This window comes from Streptomyces sp. A01 (assembly GCF_059026195.1).
The window spans coordinates 104,971-122,617 of record NZ_JBWLKN010000011.1; the positions used below are offsets into that span (position 1 = coordinate 104,971).

Here is a 17,647-nt window from a genome sequence, read left to right on the forward strand (position 1 = left end):
GCCTACCCGCGCGCGTGCGCGCGGGAAAGCTCCGGCCTCGGCGCGGCCCCGGTCCCTGTGCCGGTCTCGGCTTCGGTTCCGCCGAAGATCCGGCGGTACGCGCCGGGGGTGGTGCCCAGGGCGGCCCGGAAGCGGCGCCGCAGGTTGACGGCGGAGGCGAGCCCGACGCGGGTGGCGATGGCTTCGACCGGAAGGGCGGTCTGTTCGAGCAGGGCGCGTGCCGCGTCGGTGCGCTGGCCCAGCAGCCACTGTCCGGGGCTGGTGCCAAGTTGCTCGGCGAACCGGCGGGTGAGGGTGCGGCCCGACACACCGGCGCGCTCGGCGAGCCGGTCCACGGTCAGCGGTGTGCCGAGTCTGGCGGTGGCCCAGTCCAGCAGTGGGGCCAGTGACTCGTCCACCCTGGCGGGCGCGGGCTGCGTGGCGTACTGGAGTTGGCTGCCCTCGCGGTGTGGCGGCAGGACCATGTGCCGGGCGATCTGGGCGGCATACGCGGCGCCGTGATCGGCGCGTACGAGGTGCAGGCACAGGTCGATACCGGCGCCGGTACCCGCGCTGGTGGCCACGTCGCCGTGGTCCACGTACAGCACGTCCGCGTCGACCCGCACCTGGGGGAAGGCGGCGGCCAGCTGGGCGGTCCGCCGCCAGTGGGTGGTGGCGCTTCGCCCGTCGAGCAGTCCGGCTTGCGCCAGGACGAAGGCGCCGGTGCAGATGGCGGCGATCCGCGCCCCGCGCCTGTGCGCGGCCCGCAGCTCGTCCAGGACGCCCGCCGGTACCGGCGCGCCGGGCGGCTGCCAGCCCGGGACGATGACGGTGTGCGCCGTCCGTAGGGCAGACAGCCCCGCGTCGACGAGCATCGAGTAGCCGACCGTGGTCCGCAGCGGGCCGGGGTGCTCGGCGCACACCTGGAAGTCGTCGTGGACGGGAAGTTCCAGCCGGGGAGTGCCGAAGACCTCAGCGGCGCAGGCGAGTTCGAAGGGCGACTGCGGCTCGTTGAGCAGCGCCACCACCCGACGACGAGTCATGGCAGGAATATACCTCTGGGTGTCTTTCCAGACTTTCGCCTGTGTGTCAGCACCGGACCCACAGTGGCCTCATGAGCGACATCACCGATACGAGCATGACGAGCAAGACGAGCAAGCTGAAGACCGTCGTCCAGGCTGACGAGGTCGAACCCGCCGAGGTGGCTCCCGGGATCGTGCGCCGCAGGCTGCCGGGGACCGCGTACGCCCGTGGCTGGCTGATCGACTTCGCGGCGGCCACCGAGTGGCCCGAAGTCGACGTGCACGCGACCGAGGAGCGGTACTACGTCCTCAGCGGGGAGGTGATCGAGGACGGGGAACGCCACGGCCCCGGCGCGTATGTGGTGTTCGCCCCGGGCAGTCGGCACCGGCCGCGCACCGAGACGGGCGCGCGGATGCTCGGCATCACCGTGCTGGCCGGTCCAGCTGAGACGGGCTGAGCCGGGGCAGGGGCGGGTTCTGAGCCGCGAATGGGCCCTCGTCACCGCGACGAGGGCCCGTTGACGCGCGCGCGGCGCGCTACTTCGGTTCCGCCCAGACGCCGGACGCCGCCGTCGTCTTCACGTAGTCGCTGATGTCGCGCGGCTCGCGGCCCAGCGCCCGCTGGACACCGTCCGAGAGGTAGTCGGTCTTGCCGTCCCTGGTCACCGCGAACAGCCGCAGCAGCATCGCGATGAACTCCGGCGGTACTCCGGCCGCCGTCATGTCAGCGGTGAACCGCTCGTCGGTGACCGGGGTGTAGCGGATGTCCCGGCCGCTCGCGGCGGCGATCTCGGCGACCACGTCGCCGAAGGTCATGAGGCGGGGCCCGGAGAGGTCGTAGACCTGCCCGCCGTGACCGTCCTCCGTCAGCGCGGCCACCGCGACGTCCGCGATGTCCTCTACGTCGATGAACGCCTCCCGGCCGCTACCGGTCGTCAGGCGCAGCTCGCCGCCGAGGACGGGCCCCAGGAGGAAGTCCTCGCTGAAGTTCTGCGCGAACCAACTCGGCCGCAGCACCGTCCAGCTGGCGACCCCCGACTCCCTCACCGCCCGCGCGTCCACGATTTCCAGCTCTTCCTCGCGCGCCGACAGCAGCACGAGCCGCCGCACGCCACCGGCCACCGCCCGCTTGGTGAAGGCGCGCACCGCCGCCATCGACTCCGGGCTGGTCAGCTCGCCAGGGGGTACGACGTAGACGGCGTCCACCCCGGCAAGCGCGGGCCCCCACGTCTTCTCGTCCTCCCACACGAACGGCTGCCGCCCGCCCTCTGCGGACCGCGACGCGACCCGCACGGTCTTGCCCCGCGCTGTCAGGCGCTCTGCCACCCGGCGGCCGGTCTTGCCGGTGCCGCCCAGGACCAGGATGTCTTTCTCTGTCATGGCTCCAGTCAAGCCTCGCCGCCCGGCCCGGACCATGGCTGACAGGCTCTCGCGCATGTTCGTGCGTCTACGCGGACGCCGCGACCGGCGCCTCCGTCCGTCTACGCTGACGCCATGGACGCGCTAGCCGATCTGCTGGACGGGGCCCGGGCACGGGGGGCCGTGTTCCATCAGTCGATCCTGACTCCCCCCTGGTCGCTCCGGTTTCTGCGCGGCGCACCGCTCGTCCTGGTGACGATGGTGCGGGGCGAGGGATGGATCGAGCTGGACGGCGCGGCACCCGTGCGGCTGCGCGCCGGCGACATCGCCATCGTGCGCGGACCGCAGCCGTACACCATCGCCCACCAGCCCGGGACCCCACCGCATGTGCTGATTCACAGCACCGACCACTGCACGACACCGAGCGGCGAGGACATCAGCGAGTCGATGACGCTCGGGGTCTGTACGTACGGCCAGAGCATGGACGGCTCGGCCCTGATGCTCAGTGGTGAGTACCAACTCCTCAGCGACGTCGGCGAACGGCTGCTCGCCACGCTGCCGCCGCTGCTCGTCCTCACCGAGGACTGCTGGGACTGCCCGCTGATGCCGGTCATCGCCGAGGAGATCGTCCGGGACGCGCCGGGCCAGCAGATCGTTCTCGACCGGCTGCTCGACCTGCTGCTCATCTCGACGCTGCGCGCTTGGTTCGCCCGCCCCGGAGCTGAGGCACCTGCCTGGTACCGGGCGCAGAGCGATCCCGTCGTCGGGCGTGCCCTGCGGCTGCTGCACGACAACCCGGCACACAGCTGGACCGTCTCCAGCCTCGCCACCAAGACCGGCGTCTCCCGCGCCGCCCTGGCCCGGCGCTTCACGCGGCTGGTGGGGGAGCCGCCGATGGCGTATCTGACGGGCTGGCGGATGACGCTGGCCGCTGAGCTGCTGCGCGAACCGCACGCGACGGTGGCTTCGGTCGCCCGGCGGGTGGGGTACGCGAACGCCTTCGCGCTGAGTGTGGCGTTCAAGCGCATACGGGGCGTCAGCCCGAGCGAACACCGGAACGTGGCGCTGAGGCCCGTCACGAGCCGCGCGAGCTGACTTGTCATCGCCGGTGGCGGGCTGGGCCGGTGGCGGCCGGGATGCGGTGTGGGACTCGGTGCGGGATTCGATGTCCGTTGACCGCCAGCGCTGTCCGCCTCCGACGGCCACGCTGATCACATGACAGCGACACCCATAACGCCTCCGTCACCCGCGTCACCCGCGTCACCCGCGACGCCCTTGGCATCCGTCCCTTCCGTCCCTTCCGTCCTTTCCGAGCCTTCCGCACCGTCCACCACCGGCTCCGCCTCCGTGGCCGTCCTCACCGGCATGTACGCGGCCGAGGCCGAGTATCTGGCGGCCGGGGGCCCGGGCAGGGCCTCGTTCGACCTGCTCGCGCCCTTCTTCTCGCCCGATGTCGTGCTGCATCAGGCCGAGTCGCTGCCGTACGGCGGAACATGGCACGGGCACGCGGGCATGGCGCGCTTCTTCCTCGCGATGAGCGAGGCGTGGGAGACCTTCGACATGGTGGAGCAGGAGTTCCTGGCGACGGGGGAGACGCTGGTGATCCTCACCCAGGTCCGGGCCCGCGCCCGGGCGACCGGCCGCGAACTCATCTTCCCGATCCTCCAGACCATCGTCGTCAAGGACGGGCGGATCGCCGAGGTCCACCCCTTCTACTGGGACACCGATGCCGTCACCCGAGCCTGCGCGCAGTGGGCACCTGACGGGGAACGCGCGCCCGCGGGCGCGTAGAGCCCCGGCCGGACCCGGATCTGCGGCTTGGGCTCTGTCCCTTCGGCGCGACGGCTTCAGCTGTGTGGTTTCAGCTATGCGGCTTCAGCTGCGCGGATTCGGTTCGCAGTCCGGTGTGGCCGTGACCGCCGTCAGCAGGACCACCGCGTCCTCCACGGCCAGCAGACTGTGCCGGGTCTGCGGGATGGAGTGCACCTGCCCGGCGATCAGATCCTGGTCGGAGCCGTCGGCCGCGGTCAGCCGCACATGGCCGTGCAGCACCTGCAAGCTCGCCGCGGGGGGCGCGTTGTGTTCGTCGAGCACGGTGCCGGAGACCAGGGCGATGAGGCTCTGCCGCAGTGGACCGTCGTGCAGAAAGAGCTGTGTGCTGCGCCCGTGGGGGTCGGTCCTGGCCTTGTCCAGGTGCTCACGGGCCAGAGCGGTGAGGTCGTCCATGAGGCCGTCCTGCCTTTCGCCGTGCTCCAGCTATCCATTCTGACCGTATTCCGGGGCCTCGCAGCCCGGGCCGCACGAGGCCGTGCCCCGGCCCGGGCAGGTGACCGGGGGCGGCTGATGGCGGCCCCGTCACCGGCCCCGGCAGCTCCGGTCACCCCCAGTCACCCCGGGCACGCGGTCGGGGAGCGGGGGCCCGGCTACCGTGTTCCCCGCGTTTCTCCAGACATTCCGTAGGAGAAACACGAAGCGTGAAGCGGCCACCTGCGACGTGAGTCCCGCAGGTTTCGCCAGATACTGGGTGGGTCGGCGAGGAGACGACGGTGAGGCAGCGACGGATGAGCACTGATCCCCGGCCCGCCCAGCCTCCTCGGCCCGCGATCCGCTCAGAGGCCGGGCCGGAGACGCAGCCCCAGCCGCTCGCCGAGGCCGGCCGCACCGAGGGTGACCGGCTGCCCTTCTTCGTGTACGGGACGCTGCGCCCCGGCGAGCGCAACCACCGCTGGGCGCTGCACGGCCGTACGCGGGCGGAGCGGCCCGCGTACATGCCGGGCCTCACTCTCTACGCGGGACCCGGGTACCCCTATGCCGTCGAGGTTGAGGACGCGCATGAGCGCCCCTCCGTCCACGGTGAGCTGATCCACCCCACGGTTGGGCAGTACGCCGCGGTGACGGTCACACTCGACGCGCTGGAGGAGTACCGGCCCGGTCGTGGCGACAACCTCTACGAGCGCGTCGTACGGGACGCGCTCCGCGCGGACGGCAGCACCGTCCGCGCCTGGGTCTATGTTGCCGCCGCCCCGCTCGCGACCCGGCTCAGAGCCTCGGGCCGCGTCATCGACAGCGGGGACTGGCTACGTTTCCGGGCCGCGCCAGAAGGGTCTTCGCACAGCTCAGAGCACGGACAGTCGCCTTGACGCGAGAGAACTGGAGAGAACTGGAGAGAAGCCGGGAGGACCTGGGAGAAGCCCCGCGATGCCGTCTCAGTCTGCCCAGGCACGTGCCGATCACGCACCGATCTCCTCGCTGGCGGCGCGCAGGATGCGACCGGCCTCACTCGCCGCGCGGCGGGCTTCCTCGGGGTCCGCCTCGGGGTCCGCCGCCAACTCCTCACAGGCGTGGAAGTGAGCCGCGCTCCGGCCGGCGCTCCATGCTGACGATGGCTTCCCAGTGGGCTGTGAAAGCCACCAACGGGCCGATCCCACTCGCGCGCTGCGCGCTGGTCGCCGCGCTCGCGAGGTGCCGATCCAGCTCGTGGAGACGGCTCGGAACGATCTGGGCGACCGCGGCGCGAAGCGCCTCGGGGGCGAGCGGGGGCATCGGGATGAGAGGGCCGCTCACTTCAGGTGGCTGACTAGTCATGGTGACCTGGTGACCTCCGCTGTCACTGCGGGCGCTGCTGAGGCGAGCCTACGGTTCCGTCCGGACGGAACCGTGATTCCGTCCGGACGGCATCGCCCCGTTACGCTGGATCAGCACTCCTATCAGCGAAATCAGCAGGTGAACGCGTTGTGAGCCCGATCCCCAAAGCAGAACTCCACCTCCACATCGAGGGCACTCTGGAGCCGGAGCTGGCGTTCGCGCTCGCCGAGCGCAACGGCGTCACGCTGCCCTACGCGTCGGAGGACGAGCTGCGCGCCGCGTACTCCTTCGACGACCTCCAGTCGTTCCTGAACCTGTACTACGCGCTGATGGCGGTGCTGCGCACCGAGGACGACTTCGCCGAGCTGGCGCACGCCTACCTCGCGCGGGCCAAGGAGCAGGGCGTACGGCACGCCGAGATCTTCTTCGACCCGCAGGCCCACACCTCCCGTGGGGTGCCCATCGGCACGGTGGTGGAGGGCCTGTCGCGCGCCCTGGACGCGGCGCCCGAGGCGTACGGCATCACCACCCGCCTGATCATGTGCTTCCTGCGCGACGAGAGCCCGGAGTCGGCGCTCACGACGTTCGAGGCCGCCCGCCCCCACCTGCATCGGATCGCGGCCGTGGGCCTGGACTCCGCCGAGGCCGGCAACCCGCCGTCGAAATTCCGCGCGGTCTACGAGCGGGCCCGCGCCGCCGGGCTGAAGTGTGTGGCGCACGCGGGGGAGGAGGGCCCGCCCGGATACGTGTGGGAGGCCCTGGACGTCCTCGGCGTGGACCGGATCGACCACGGCGTGCGCTGCCTGGAAGACGAGGCGCTGGTGGCTCGGCTGGTCGCCGAGCAGGTGCCGCTGACGCTCTGCCCGCTGTCCAACGTACGGCTGCGGGTGTTCGAGCGGCTGGAGGACCATCCGCTGCCCGCCATGCTGGAGGCGGGGCTGCTGGTGACGGTCAACTCCGACGACCCGGCGTACTTCGGAGGCTATGTGCACGACAACTTCACCGCCGTACGGGACGCGCTCGGACTCGATGACGCGGCGCTGCGCACGCTCGCTCGCAACTCGTTCACCGCGGCGTTCCTGGACGAGGAGACCCGCGCCGGGTATCTGAAGGAAGTGGACGCGCACCAGGCGTGAAGTCCGCCGCTGACCTCAACCCCTGGCCTCACCCCTTGACTGCACTCGTGACGTCGACTCCTGATCTCACCGCTTGACTTCAACCATTGTTCAACTCCTACGTTCGTCCCCAAGAGACAGCGACCGCGTCGCGAGCCGCGCAGGAAGCTGCCCCTCCGGCCAGCCGGAGGGGCGGTTCCCGGCGGCCGCGGGCGCGGCGAACCGGGGAAGAGGACAGCGTGATGGAGTACTCGCACAGCGACGCCGAACTGGTCAACCAGCCCATCGGCTACTGGAGCTGGGCCGCGCACAAGGCCGTGGTCACGTACATCCGGGCCAGCCTGCGGACGGTCGGCCTCAGCCAGCCGCAGTGGTGGACGCTGAACCAGGTGACGGAGGGCGGCAAGACCCGTGCGGAGGTGACGGCGGTCCTCCGGGGCTACCTGGACGTCGGCATGTCCCTCGACCCGGAGATCGATGACCTGCTGGAACGGGAACTGCTCGTCGTCGATGAGGACAAGCGGCTCCAGCTGACGGCCGAGGGGCGTTCCCTCTACGCGCGCGCCGCCGCGATTCAGCGGGACAACCGCGACGCGATCCACGGCGGTGTCCCGGACGAGGAGTACCTGGCCACGCTCAAGGTGCTCCAGCGGATGATCCACAACACGGGTGGAGAGGCGTGGCACCACTGACGCGCCCGCCGGACGCTCGCGCGGTGTCCCGCCCGGCGACCGGCGCGGCGTGCTACCTCCCGCCGGACGCCGCCAGCTCCACCCGCACCGCGCACACCTTGAACTCCGGCATCTTGGATGTCGGGTCAAGCGCCGGATTGGTCAGGGAGTTGGCGCGGCCCTCACCGGCCCAGTGGAACGGCATGAAGACCGTGTCGGGCCGGATGTCACGGCTGATCCGCGCCGGGGCGACGGCCCGGCCCCGCCGCGAGACCACGGCCAAGGCGTCGCCCTCGGCCGCGCCGAGCCGCTCAGCGAGCAGTGGATGCAGCTGGACGAACGGGCCGGGCGCGGCGGTGTTCAGCTCGGCGACGCGGCGGGTCTGCGCGCCCGACTGGTACTGGGCGAGCACCCGCCCCGTCGTGAGCAGCACCGGGTAGTCGGCGTCGGTCTCCTCGGCGGCGGGGCGGTGGGTGACGGGCACGAAGCGGGCCCGGCCGTCCTCCGTGGCGAACCGGTCGAGGAAGAGGCGTGGCGTGCCGGGGTGGGGGACTGCCGTCACTTGGCGGGCCGCCGCCGCCTGCCGGGCGGTGGCCGACTCTGCTGAGCCGACCACCGAAGTGCCTGCCGGGTCGCCTGCGGCGGTGCCCGCCGGGCCGTCCTCGGGGGACCCTGCCGGGCCGTCCGCCGGACCGCTTGCGGAGCTTTCCGGTCCGGTCTCCGACTCGCTCTCCGGGCCGGTCTCCGGGCAGGGCCAGAAGACGCCGTCCTCCTCGGCGATCCTGCGGTAGGTGATCCCGGAGTAGTCGGCGAGCCCGCCCGCGGAGGCGCGCCGCAGCTCGTCGAACACCTCCTCCGGGTCGACCGGAAAGCCCTTCTCCAGGCCAAGCCGGGCCGCCAGCTCGTGAAGGACCTCCAGGTCACTCCGTACGCCGGGCGGAGCCGACACCGCCTTGCGGCGCAGGATCACCCGTCCTTCCAGGTTGGTCGTGGTCCCGCTCTCCTCCGCCCACTGGGTGACCGGCAGCACCACATCCGCCAGAGCGGCGGTCTCCGAGAGCACCACATCGGCGACGGCGAGGAAGTCCACCGACCGCAGTCGGTCCTCGATATGCGAGGCGTGCGGAGCGGAGACCACCGGGTTGGAGCCCATCAGCAGCAGGGCCCGGACATCGCCGCCAAGCGCGTCAAGCAGCTCGTACGCGCTGCGCCCGGGGCCCGGCAGGTCATCCGGATCGACCCCCCACACCGCCGCGACATGGGCCCGCGCCGCCGGGTCGTCCAGCTTGCGGTAGCCGGGCAGCTGGTCGGCCTTCTGGCCGTGCTCGCGGCCGCCCTGCCCGTTGCCCTGGCCCGTCAGGCAGCCGTATCCGGACAGCGGGCGGCCCGCCCGGCCTGTCGCGAGACACAGGTTGATCCACGCGCCGACCGTGTCGGTGCCCTTCGCCTGCTGCTCGGGACCGCGTGCCGTCAGCACCATCGACTCGGCCGCGTCACAGAACATCGCCACCGCCGCGCGCAACTGGGGCACCGGCACGCCCGTGATCCGCTCGACCAGCTCCGGCCAGTGCGCCATCGCCGCGGCCCGCGCCTCGGGCCAGCCGCTCGTACGGCCCTCGATGAACGCCTCATCCACCCGTCCCTCCGCCACCACCAGATGCAGCAGCCCGAGGGCGAGCGCGAGGTCGGTGCCGGGGCGCGGGGTGAGATGGAGGTCGGCGTGCTCGGCGGTACGGGTGCGGCGCGGATCGATGACGATCAGCTTGCCGCCGTTCTCGCGCAGCTCGGTCAGATAGCGCAGCGCGGGCGGCATCGTCTCGGCGAGGTTGGAGCCGACGAGGATCACGCATCCGGTGCGGGCCACGTCCGCGAGGGGGAAGGGCAGCCCGCGGTCGAGGCCGAAGGACCTGTTCAGCGCGGCGGCGGCCGAGGACATGCAGAACCGGCCGTTGTAGTCGATCTGCGAGGTACGCAGCGCGACCCGCGCGAATTTCCCGAGCGCGTACGCCTTCTCGTTCGTCAGCCCGCCACCGCCGAAGACGCCCACCGCGTCACGGCCGTACGTCCGCTGCGTCGCCTTGAGCCCGGAGGCGATCCGGTCCAGCGCCTCGTCCCAGCTCGCGGGCACCAGTCGGCCCGACTCGGCGTCCCGTACCAGCGGCTCGGTCAGCCGCACAGCGGAGGAGAGCACGGCGGGCGCGGTCCGTCCCTTGCCGCACAGCGCCCCGCGATTGACGGGGAAGGACGGGCGCTCGACGACTTCGAGGACCGGGGCGGACCCACCGGCGGGCTCGGCTGCTTCGGCGGCTCGCGCGGTGTCGGCTGCTTCGGCGCGGGAGGTATGGCGCGATTCCGCGCCAGGGGCGGTGCCGGGACGGGACTGCGGACCAAGGCGGCTGCCGCTTCCGGGCGCCACGCGCAGCGCCATCCCGCATTGCAGTGAGCAGTACGGGCAGTGCGTATCAACGGCGTCCATGTGCCTCAGCGTGCGTCGGCGGTGTTACGAAGGACGCGCGGGCACGTTACATGCCGGGTAACCGGGGCTCAGTGAGCGCCGTGGCCTGCGGTGAAGTAGCCGTAATACGCCGTCATCGCCACGCAACGGGCAGGCAACGCGACGCTGACAGCATCGGTTCATGACGGCGTCGATACCGAACCCCGGACCCCAGCCCCGGCCGCCGCGCCACGCGCGGCCCGCATCGACCCCCTGCGCACCGACCCCCCACGAACAGTGCGAAGGGCTCACCCGTCCCGACGGCGAGTCCAGCACGGCCGACGCACCGCAGGCATCCCTTGCCTTCCCCGCGTGTGCCCTCCCCGCATGCGGCTTCCCAGCGTGCGGAGCACCCGGTGGGTCCGGCAGCCCGCATGCCGGCTTCGACACGACGGCTCACCTCATGAACGAGATCACCGCACAACTCAGCCGCCAGCTCCGCCGCGTCACCCTGCGCGGCACGGCCCGCGAGGCGGTGGCCCACGCCGCCCCGGGAGCACCGGACGAGCGGCGGGCACCCAGCGTCGAGCCGACGGCCCCTGACCAGCGGCCGGGCAGCGTCCCGCCGCCGGGCGGGCGCCGCCGCACGCGGGCCCGTCACACGGTGGGGAGCAGGCTGCCCGCGCTGGTCGCCGTCGCCCACGGCAGCCGTGACCTGGCAGCGCCGCGCACCGTCAGGGCGCTGCTCGACCGGGTCCGCGCCCTGCGCCCCGACCTGCCCGTGCACCTCGGTCACCTGGAGCTGAACGAGCCCCTGCTGAGCGACACGCTCGCCGGGCTGCGCGGCGAGGCCGTGCTGGTGCCGCTGCTCCTCGGCCGTGGTTACCACGTCAAGCAGGACATCCCCGCGGCCGCTGCGGCAGCGCCCTGGCTGCGGACACACGTCGCGGCGCCGCTCGGCCCGCACCCTTTGCTCGTCGACGCGCTGCACGCCCGGCTGTGTGCGGCGGGCTGGCCGCAGGTCCCCCCGCGCCAGGCGGGCGTGGTCCTCGCCGCGGCGGGCTCCCGCGACCCGGACGCGGCCGTGGACACGGCCCGGGTGGCCGCCATGCTCAGTGCCCGGCTCGGCGGCGTCCCCGTACTGCCCGGCTACGCGAGCACGCCCCCCAGCAGCACCACGAAACCGGCCACGCCGGAACCCACAGCCAGCACGGGCACCGCCAGCACAAGCACCACCAGCACAGGCACAGGCACCACCAGCACAGGCACCGGCACCACCAGCACAGGCACCGGCGCGGGCGCCGCCAGCACAAGCACCGTCGCCGCCAGCACAAGGACCACCAGCGCGGGCACACCGTCACCCGCCACCCTCTCCGTCCCCACGGGCCCCGCCGTCCCGGCGCCGGGGAAGGGCGCGCCCGCTGCCGTCTCCGTGCCCGACGCGCTGTGGGCCCTTACCGCGCACGGCTGCGAGCGGATCGCCATCGCCTCGTACTTCACCGCGCCCGGGCGCTTCGCGAGCCAGAGCGCCGCTGCCGCGCCGTGGATCGCGGCGGCGCCACTCGGTGACCAGGACGCCATGGCGCGGCTGGTTCTGCGGAGGTACGACGAGGCGCTGGCGTCCGGCCTGCCGACCCTCTCGTCATACCCGGCGGTTACCGTCGGGGTATGAACGGCACAGCACCTACCGCACCCGGCGAACCTGGCGGACCAGACGAAACAGCCCGTCCCGAGGGCCTGGACCGGACTGGTGACCCCGGTGGTTCCGGCCGCCCCGGCGGCCCGTCCGGGGAGCTGTCCTCGTCCAGTGAGCTCAGCGTGCCCGGCTACACGACGGGCGATCTGGAGCGCTGGGCGTCAGAGCCCGACAAGCGGCCGGGGCGTACCGCGTTCCAGCGGGACCGGGCGCGGGTGCTGCACTCCGCCGCGCTGCGCAGGCTCGCGGGCAAGACACAGGTGGTCACGCCGGGCGTCACCGCCCAGGCATGGGACGCCAGCCCTCGTACGCGATTGACGCACTCCCTCGAATGCGCCCAGGTCGGCAGAGAGCTGGGCGCCGCCCTCGGTTGTGACCCGGATCTGGTGGAGGTGGCCTGCCTGGCGCACGACCTCGGCCACCCGCCGTTCGGGCACAACGGTGAACAAGCGCTGGACGAGGTGGCCCAGCCGTGCGGCGGCTTCGAGGGCAACGCCCAGTCGCTGCGGCTGCTCTCCCGGCTGGAGCCGAAGCGGTTCGTGCCCGGACCCGACTCCGGCGAGCCCGTCAGCGTCGGCCTCAACCTCACCCGTGCCGTCCTCGACGCCGCCACCAAATACCCCTGGCCGCGCGGCGGACACCCCAGTAACCCGGCGTCCCCCAAGTGCGGGGTGTACGAGGATGACCTGCCGGTCTTCCACTGGTTCCGGCAGGGCGCCCCCGACGACCGCACGTGTTTCGAAGCCCAGATCATGGACTGGTCCGACGATGTCGCCTACTCCGTGCACGACGTGGAGGACGGCCTGCACGCCGGGCACCTCGACCCGGGGATGCTGCTCGCCGAGCCCGAGCGCCGTGAGGTGTTCGCCGTCGCGGCCGACCGGTACGCGCCGGGCGCCGAGCACGACGAGCTGGCGGAGGCCCTGGACCGGCTGCTCGACCAGGCTTGGTGGCCGCACGGCTATGACGGCTCCGCCATCGCGCAGGCGCGGCTGAAGGACGCCACCAGCCAGCTCATCGGCCGCTTCTGCCAGGCGGCCGAGGAGGCGACCCGCGCCAGGTACGGCCCGGGGCGGCTCAGCCGCTACCGCGCCGAGCTGGTCGTCCCGCACCGTACGCGGCTGGAATGCGCGGTGCTGAAGGCCGTCGCCGACCGGTATGTGATGCAGAGACCGGACCAGGAGCTGCTGCGGGCCGACCAGCGCGTCGTCATCGCCGAGCTGGCCGACGCCCTGATCGCCCGCGCCCCGCACGGGCTCGACCCGCAGTTCCGGTCGCTGTTCGCCTCGGCCGAGGACGACGCGGCGAGGCTGCGCGTGATCGTCGACCAGATCTCGGCCCTGACGGACGCGTCCGCCCGCTCCCTGCGCGCCCGCCTCAGCGCCCGGATCTGAGTCGCCGTCACACACCACCCGCACGCCGTTCCGTACGCTCCCTCCCGTACACACTCCCGCGTACGAGGCCACGTTCGGCCCCGCCTGCCGGGCGCACGCTGAACGCCCGCTCCCCGCCCGCCGACCGGGCTTCGGCTGGCCCGTCCGGCGTAGTGCCTCTTCCCGCGACACGTTCGGTGCGGGACGCTCCCTGTGGCTAGTACGACCGGGTGGTGTACACCAGGCATTCACTTCGGCTGTACCCATGGCGTACGCGTACACAGGCGTACCGGCGCGAGCGAGGAGGCAACAAGTGGTCGACGCACATCGGACGTTCGTCATCGTCGGAGGGGGCCTGGCGGGGGCGAAAGCCGCCGAGACCCTTCGGGCCGAGGGTTTCACCGGCCGGGTGATCCTCATTTGTGATGAGCGCGACCACCCGTATGAACGCCCGCCCCTGTCCAAGGGGTTCCTCACCGGCACCGACCAGCGCGACAGCGTCTTCGTCCACGAACCCGGCTGGTACGCGCAGGCCGACATCGAACTCCACCTCGGCCAGCCCGCCGTCCACCTGGACCGGGCCGCGAAGTCCATTCGCCTCGGCGACGGCACCCGCGTCCACTACGACCAGCTGCTGCTCGCCACCGGCGCCGAACCACGGCGGCTGGACGTCCCCGGCACCGACCTGGCCGGGGTCCACCACCTGCGGCGCCTCGCGCACGCCGAGCGGCTGCGCGGCGTCCTGGCCTCCCTCGGCCGTGACAACGGTCACATCGTCATCGCGGGGGCGGGCTGGATCGGCCTCGAAGTGGCCGCCGCCGCGCGCGGTTACGGCGCCGAGGTGACGGTCGTCGAGCGCGAGCCCAACCCGCTCCACTCCGTCGTCGGCCCCGAGCTCGGCTCCGTCTTCACCGACCTGCACAGGCAGCACGGCGTCCGTTTCCACTTCGGCGCCCAGCTGACCGAGATCATCGGCCAGGACGGCATGGTGCTGGCGGCCCGTACCGACGACGGTGAGGAGCACCCGGCCCACGACGTGCTCGCCGCGATCGGCGCCGCGCCGCGTACCGCGCTCGCCGAGGCCGCCGGTCTGGAGATCGCACCGAGCACCGGACCCTCCAGCGGCGGCATCGCCGTGGACGCCGGGATGCGCACCTCCGATCCGGACATCTTCGCCGCGGGCGACGCGGCCGCCACCCCCTTCACCTTCTTCCAGGACGGACCGCCGTCCGGCTCCCGGCTGCGCGTCGAGCACTGGGCGAACGCCCTCAACGGCGGCCCGGCGGCCGCCCGCGCCATGCTCGGCCAGGACGTCACGTACGACCGGGTGCCGTACTTCTTCTCCGACCAGTACGACGTCGGCCTGGAGTACTCCGGCTACGCGCCTCCCGGCACGTACGACCAGGTCGTGTGCAGGGGAGACATCGGCAAGCGCGAGTTCATCGCCTTCTGGCTGTCCGCCGAGAGGCGGCTGCTCGCCGGGATGAACGTCAACGTCTGGGATGTCACCGACCCCATCCAGAAGCTGATCCGCTCCGGCGCCCCCCTCGACCCGGAAGCCCTCGCCGACCCGTCCGTCCCCCTGACCTCTCTGCTCACGTAAGGCCCCCGCCGAGGCGGGGCCCGGCCGCTCGCGCGGGGTCGTCACCCACACGAAAACGGCTGGTCCCGCTGACGTAGCGTGTCCGCATGCCGACCCGTATGCCCATCCGTACAGCCGTCGTCCCGGTGGCGGAGATCTTCGACCTGCGCTGGTCGGTCCTCCGCCCCGGGCTGCCCCGCGAGGCCGCCGTCTACCCGGAGGACAGCGACCCCGGCGTCTTCCACGTGGCGGCGTACGGGGACGACTCTCAGGTGGACGACCCGCGCGAGGCACCCGACGGGCACGCGGCGCGGGGCACCGGCATCGGCGGTGGCCCGCTCGCCTGCGCGACGTTCTTCCCCGATCCGCTCCCGGAGGCGGCGGCCGGGTACGCCGGGGTGGGCCCGGCCTACCGGTTCCGCGGCATGGCCAGCGCCCCGTCCGCGCGCGGGCTGGGATACGGCGTGACCGTGCTGCGCGCGGGCCTCGCCGAGGCGGCGGCGCGCGGGGCGCGCTGGGTCTGGTGCAACGGTCGTACGAGCGCCCGCGGCTTCTACGAGCGCCAGGGCTTCACGGCCGTGGGGGAGGAGTTCGACCTTGAACCCAGCGGCCTCCACCACGTCTTCGTGATCAAGCTCGCGGCGTGAGCCTGAGGCCGCCCAGACGTCACCCGGACCCGAGCCGCCCACGCACAGGACACCAGCCGCCGACGAACCAGCCATGATCCGGACGGCCGCCGGAGGTGAGCCGAACGCGATCCGGACGTGGTCAGGGACACGATCCGGACGTGATCCGGGGGCGAGGGAGAGGGCGACGCGGCACGTGACGAGGAGTGTCGGTGGGCGGCCGTAGAATTCACGCGTGGCAGGCAGGATCAATGACGACGACGTGAAGGCGGTCCGGGACGCGGTCCCGATCGACGCCGTCGTTTCTGAGTACCTCCAGCTGCGCAACGGCGGCGGGGGGAACCTGAAGGGCCTGTGCCCCTTCCATGACGAGAAGTCCCCGTCCTTCCAGGTCAGCCCGAGTAAGGGGCTCTTTTACTGCTTCGGCTGCCAAGAGGGTGGCGACACCGTCGACTTCATCATGAAGATCGACCACCTCTCCTTCGCCGAGACCATCGAGCGGCTCGCCTCCCTCGCGGGCATCACCCTGCGCTACGAGGAAGGCGGCTATACGCCCGGCCGCCAGCAGGGCGAGCGCACCCGGCTGGTCGAGGCGCACAAGGTGGCCGCGCGGTTCTACGTCGAGCAGCTCGACAGCCCCGAGGCGGAGATCGGCCGCAAGTTCCTCGCCGAGCGCGGGTTCGACCAGGCGGCCGCCGCGCACTTCAGCGTCGGCTACAGCCCGGCGGGCTGGGACCACCTGATCCGCTTCCTGCGCGGCCGGGGCTTCAGCGACCAGGAGCTGCTGCTCTCCGGGCTGGCCCAGGAGGGCCGCCGCGGGCCCATCGACCGCTTCCGCGGCCGCCTGATGTGGCCCATTCGCGACATCACCGGCGAGGTCATCGGCTTCGGCGCCCGCAAGCTCCGCGACGACGACAACGGCCCGAAGTACCTGAACACGCCCGAGACCCCGCTGTACCGCAAGTCCCATGTGCTGTACGGGATCGACCTCGCGAAGAAGGACATCGCCAAGAGCAACCGGGCGGTGGTCGTCGAGGGCTACACCGATGTCATGGCGTGCCATCTCGCCGGGGTGACCACGGCCATCGCGACCTGCGGAACGTCCTTCGCCGGTGACCACATCAAGATCCTCCGCCGGCTGCTGATGGACAACTCCGGCTCCGAGGTCGTCTTCACCTTCGATGGCGACGCGGCGGGGCAGAAGGCGGCGCTGCGGGCGTTCGAGGACGACCAGAAGTTCGCCGCCGAGACGTCGATCGCCATCACCCCCGGCGGCATGGACCCGTGCGAGCTGCGGCTCGCCGAGGGCGACGAGGCCGTGGCGCAGCTCGTCGACAACCGCACGCCGCTGTTCGCCTTCGCCATCCGGCATGTGGTGGGCCGCCACAACCTCGACACGGCCGAGGGGCGCGCCGCCGCGCTGGAGGCCGCCGCCCCGATCGTCGCCGGGATCAAGAACAGCTCGATCCAGCATGAGTACGCCGTCACCCTCGCCGGGATGCTCGGCATCCTCGACACGCAGTTCGTGGTCCACCGGGTCGGCCAGCTCGCCCGGTGGAACAGGGAGCGGGGCCAGCGCGGCGGCCCGCCCGGCCGCTCAGGAGGCCAGGGCGGCCCCGGGCGCCCAGGCCCCGGTCAGAACGGCCGCGCGGACCAGCGCGGCATGCCCGGCGGGCGGCAGCAGCCCGCCGGTGCGCCCGCCCCGCGTGGCCCGGCGCTCAACCTGCGCAGCCCCGCCCACCGCGTCGAGCGCGAGCTGCTCAAGCTCGCCTTGCAGCGTCCCGACCTGGTCTCCCCGGCGTTCGACGCGTACGGTGAGGACGAGTTCACCGCGCCGCCGTACGCCATGGTCCGCAACGTCATCGAGCAGGCCGGGGGCGTGGCGTCGGCCGATGCGGAGTATCTGGCGCGCGTGCGGGAGACCGCGCCCGACGACACGGTGCGGGCCCTGGTGACCGAGCTTGCCGTGGAGCCGCTGCACACCCGCCGCGACCCCGACGAGATGTACGCGGGGGTTCAGCTGGTGGCGGTCCGTCTCGCCGCGGTGAACCAGCGGGTGACGGAGATCCGCGGCAGCCTCCAGCGCCTCGGCCAGCAGGCCGACCCGGCTCATGTCGCCGCCGTACAGAACGAGCTGTGGGTTCTCCAGCAGTACGGCCAGTCGCTGCGCGAGCGCGGAGCCGCCGCGCTGTAGCCGACCGGTCA

At 72.4% G+C, this 17,647-nt stretch carries 15 protein-coding genes; 11 read left to right on the forward strand and 4 right to left on the reverse strand.

The features are described from left to right. Positions 1-2 precede the first annotated feature (2 nt). Positions 3-1,022 carry a helix-turn-helix domain-containing protein gene (locus AC5P1B_RS17060; RefSeq protein ID WP_493888037.1) on the reverse strand — a complete coding sequence of 340 codons (1,020 nt, stop codon included), beginning with the start codon at positions 1,020-1,022 and terminating at the stop codon, positions 3-5. A 71-nt stretch (positions 1,023-1,093) separates the two neighbouring features. Between AC5P1B_RS17060 and AC5P1B_RS17065 the strand changes: the two genes are divergently transcribed. Then, positions 1,094-1,459 (forward strand): cupin domain-containing protein, encoded by a 366-nt coding sequence (locus AC5P1B_RS17065; RefSeq protein WP_493888038.1) that lies wholly within the window; start codon positions 1,094-1,096, stop codon positions 1,457-1,459. Positions 1,460-1,538: 79 nt separating this feature from the next. On the opposite strand, the gene AC5P1B_RS17070 is transcribed toward AC5P1B_RS17065, so the two are convergent. After that, positions 1,539-2,381, reverse strand: coding sequence for an NAD(P)H-binding protein (locus AC5P1B_RS17070; protein WP_493888039.1), 843 nt, complete (start codon positions 2,379-2,381; stop codon positions 1,539-1,541). 114 nt (positions 2,382-2,495) lie between these two features. Here AC5P1B_RS17070 and AC5P1B_RS17075 point away from each other — a divergent pair, with 114 nt between their 5' ends. Further along, positions 2,496-3,455, forward strand: a complete 960-nt coding sequence (locus tag AC5P1B_RS17075) for an AraC family transcriptional regulator (RefSeq protein WP_493888040.1) — start codon at positions 2,496-2,498, stop codon at positions 3,453-3,455. Between the two features lie 270 nt (positions 3,456-3,725). After that, positions 3,726-4,151 carry a nuclear transport factor 2 family protein gene (locus AC5P1B_RS17080; protein ID WP_493888221.1) on the forward strand — a complete coding sequence of 142 codons (426 nt, stop codon included), beginning with the start codon at positions 3,726-3,728 and terminating at the stop codon, positions 4,149-4,151. An 84-nt stretch (positions 4,152-4,235) separates the two neighbouring features. Here AC5P1B_RS17080 and AC5P1B_RS17085 read toward each other — a convergent pair whose 3' ends face one another. Next, positions 4,236-4,586, reverse strand: coding sequence for a cupin domain-containing protein (locus AC5P1B_RS17085; RefSeq protein WP_493888041.1), 351 nt, complete (start codon positions 4,584-4,586; stop codon positions 4,236-4,238). 335 nt (positions 4,587-4,921) lie between these two features. Between AC5P1B_RS17085 and AC5P1B_RS17090 the strand changes: the two genes are divergently transcribed. The 3 genes from AC5P1B_RS17090 to AC5P1B_RS17100 all read left to right on the forward strand — a co-directional run bounded on the left by AC5P1B_RS17090 (position 4,922) and on the right by AC5P1B_RS17100 (position 7,752). Next, positions 4,922-5,500, forward strand: coding sequence for a gamma-glutamylcyclotransferase family protein (locus tag AC5P1B_RS17090; protein WP_493888042.1), 579 nt, complete (start codon positions 4,922-4,924; stop codon positions 5,498-5,500). 594 nt (positions 5,501-6,094) lie between these two features. After that, positions 6,095-7,081, forward strand: coding sequence for an adenosine deaminase (locus AC5P1B_RS17095; RefSeq protein ID WP_493888043.1), 987 nt, complete (start codon positions 6,095-6,097; stop codon positions 7,079-7,081). 221 nt (positions 7,082-7,302) lie between these two features. Then, positions 7,303-7,752, forward strand: a complete 450-nt coding sequence (locus AC5P1B_RS17100) for a MarR family winged helix-turn-helix transcriptional regulator (RefSeq protein WP_493888044.1) — start codon at positions 7,303-7,305, stop codon at positions 7,750-7,752. 52 nt (positions 7,753-7,804) lie between these two features. On the opposite strand, the gene AC5P1B_RS17105 is transcribed toward AC5P1B_RS17100, so the two are convergent. Beyond that, the gene (locus AC5P1B_RS17105; protein ID WP_493888045.1) at positions 7,805-10,207 is read right to left on the reverse strand and encodes a molybdopterin oxidoreductase family protein; all 2,403 of its coding nucleotides are present in this window, start codon (positions 10,205-10,207) and stop codon (positions 7,805-7,807) included. A 421-nt stretch (positions 10,208-10,628) separates the two neighbouring features. Here AC5P1B_RS17105 and AC5P1B_RS17110 point away from each other — a divergent pair, with 421 nt between their 5' ends. The 5 genes from AC5P1B_RS17110 (at position 10,629) to dnaG (ending at position 17,636) form a co-directional block, all read left to right on the forward strand. Next, positions 10,629-11,837 (forward strand): CbiX/SirB N-terminal domain-containing protein, encoded by a 1,209-nt coding sequence (locus tag AC5P1B_RS17110; RefSeq protein WP_493888046.1) that lies wholly within the window; start codon positions 10,629-10,631, stop codon positions 11,835-11,837. After that, positions 11,834-13,255: a deoxyguanosinetriphosphate triphosphohydrolase gene (locus tag AC5P1B_RS17115; protein WP_493888047.1), complete on the forward strand. Its 1,422-nt coding sequence runs from the start codon at positions 11,834-11,836 to the stop codon at positions 13,253-13,255. Before AC5P1B_RS17110 ends, AC5P1B_RS17115 begins: the two co-directional genes overlap by 4 nt. Before the next feature lie 292 nt (positions 13,256-13,547). Then, entirely contained in the window at positions 13,548-14,837 is a 1,290-nt protein-coding gene (locus AC5P1B_RS17120; RefSeq protein ID WP_493888048.1) for an NAD(P)/FAD-dependent oxidoreductase, read from the forward strand. 86 nt (positions 14,838-14,923) lie between these two features. Then, positions 14,924-15,463: a GNAT family N-acetyltransferase gene (locus tag AC5P1B_RS17125; protein WP_493888049.1), complete on the forward strand. Its 540-nt coding sequence runs from the start codon at positions 14,924-14,926 to the stop codon at positions 15,461-15,463. A 214-nt stretch (positions 15,464-15,677) separates the two neighbouring features. Then, the gene (gene dnaG / locus AC5P1B_RS17130; protein WP_493888050.1) at positions 15,678-17,636 is read left to right on the forward strand and encodes a DNA primase; all 1,959 of its coding nucleotides are present in this window, start codon (positions 15,678-15,680) and stop codon (positions 17,634-17,636) included. Positions 17,637-17,647 lie beyond the last annotated feature (11 nt).

What these genes read in the sequence shown, in the direction of transcription:
- AC5P1B_RS17100 (WP_493888044.1), top strand. Translation starts at nt 7,303, where the DNA reads ATGGAGTACTCGCACAGCGACGCCGAACTGGTCAACCAGCCCATCGGC.
- AC5P1B_RS17060 (WP_493888037.1), bottom strand. Translation starts at nt 1,022, where the DNA reads ATGACTCGTCGTCGGGTGGTGGCGCTGCTCAACGAGCCGCAGTCGCCC.
- AC5P1B_RS17090 (WP_493888042.1), top strand. Translation starts at nt 4,922, where the DNA reads ATGAGCACTGATCCCCGGCCCGCCCAGCCTCCTCGGCCCGCGATCCGC.
- AC5P1B_RS17115 (WP_493888047.1), top strand. Translation starts at nt 11,834, where the DNA reads ATGAACGGCACAGCACCTACCGCACCCGGCGAACCTGGCGGACCAGAC.
- AC5P1B_RS17070 (WP_493888039.1), bottom strand. Translation starts at nt 2,381, where the DNA reads ATGACAGAGAAAGACATCCTGGTCCTGGGCGGCACCGGCAAGACCGGC.
- AC5P1B_RS17075 (WP_493888040.1), top strand. Translation starts at nt 2,496, where the DNA reads ATGGACGCGCTAGCCGATCTGCTGGACGGGGCCCGGGCACGGGGGGCC.
- AC5P1B_RS17080 (WP_493888221.1), top strand. Translation starts at nt 3,726, where the DNA reads ATGTACGCGGCCGAGGCCGAGTATCTGGCGGCCGGGGGCCCGGGCAGG.
- AC5P1B_RS17065 (WP_493888038.1), top strand. Translation starts at nt 1,094, where the DNA reads ATGAGCGACATCACCGATACGAGCATGACGAGCAAGACGAGCAAGCTG.
- AC5P1B_RS17105 (WP_493888045.1), bottom strand. Translation starts at nt 10,207, where the DNA reads ATGGACGCCGTTGATACGCACTGCCCGTACTGCTCACTGCAATGCGGG.
- AC5P1B_RS17110 (WP_493888046.1), top strand. Translation starts at nt 10,629, where the DNA reads ATGAACGAGATCACCGCACAACTCAGCCGCCAGCTCCGCCGCGTCACC.
- AC5P1B_RS17085 (WP_493888041.1), bottom strand. Translation starts at nt 4,586, where the DNA reads ATGGACGACCTCACCGCTCTGGCCCGTGAGCACCTGGACAAGGCCAGG.
- AC5P1B_RS17125 (WP_493888049.1), top strand. Translation starts at nt 14,924, where the DNA reads ATGCCGACCCGTATGCCCATCCGTACAGCCGTCGTCCCGGTGGCGGAG.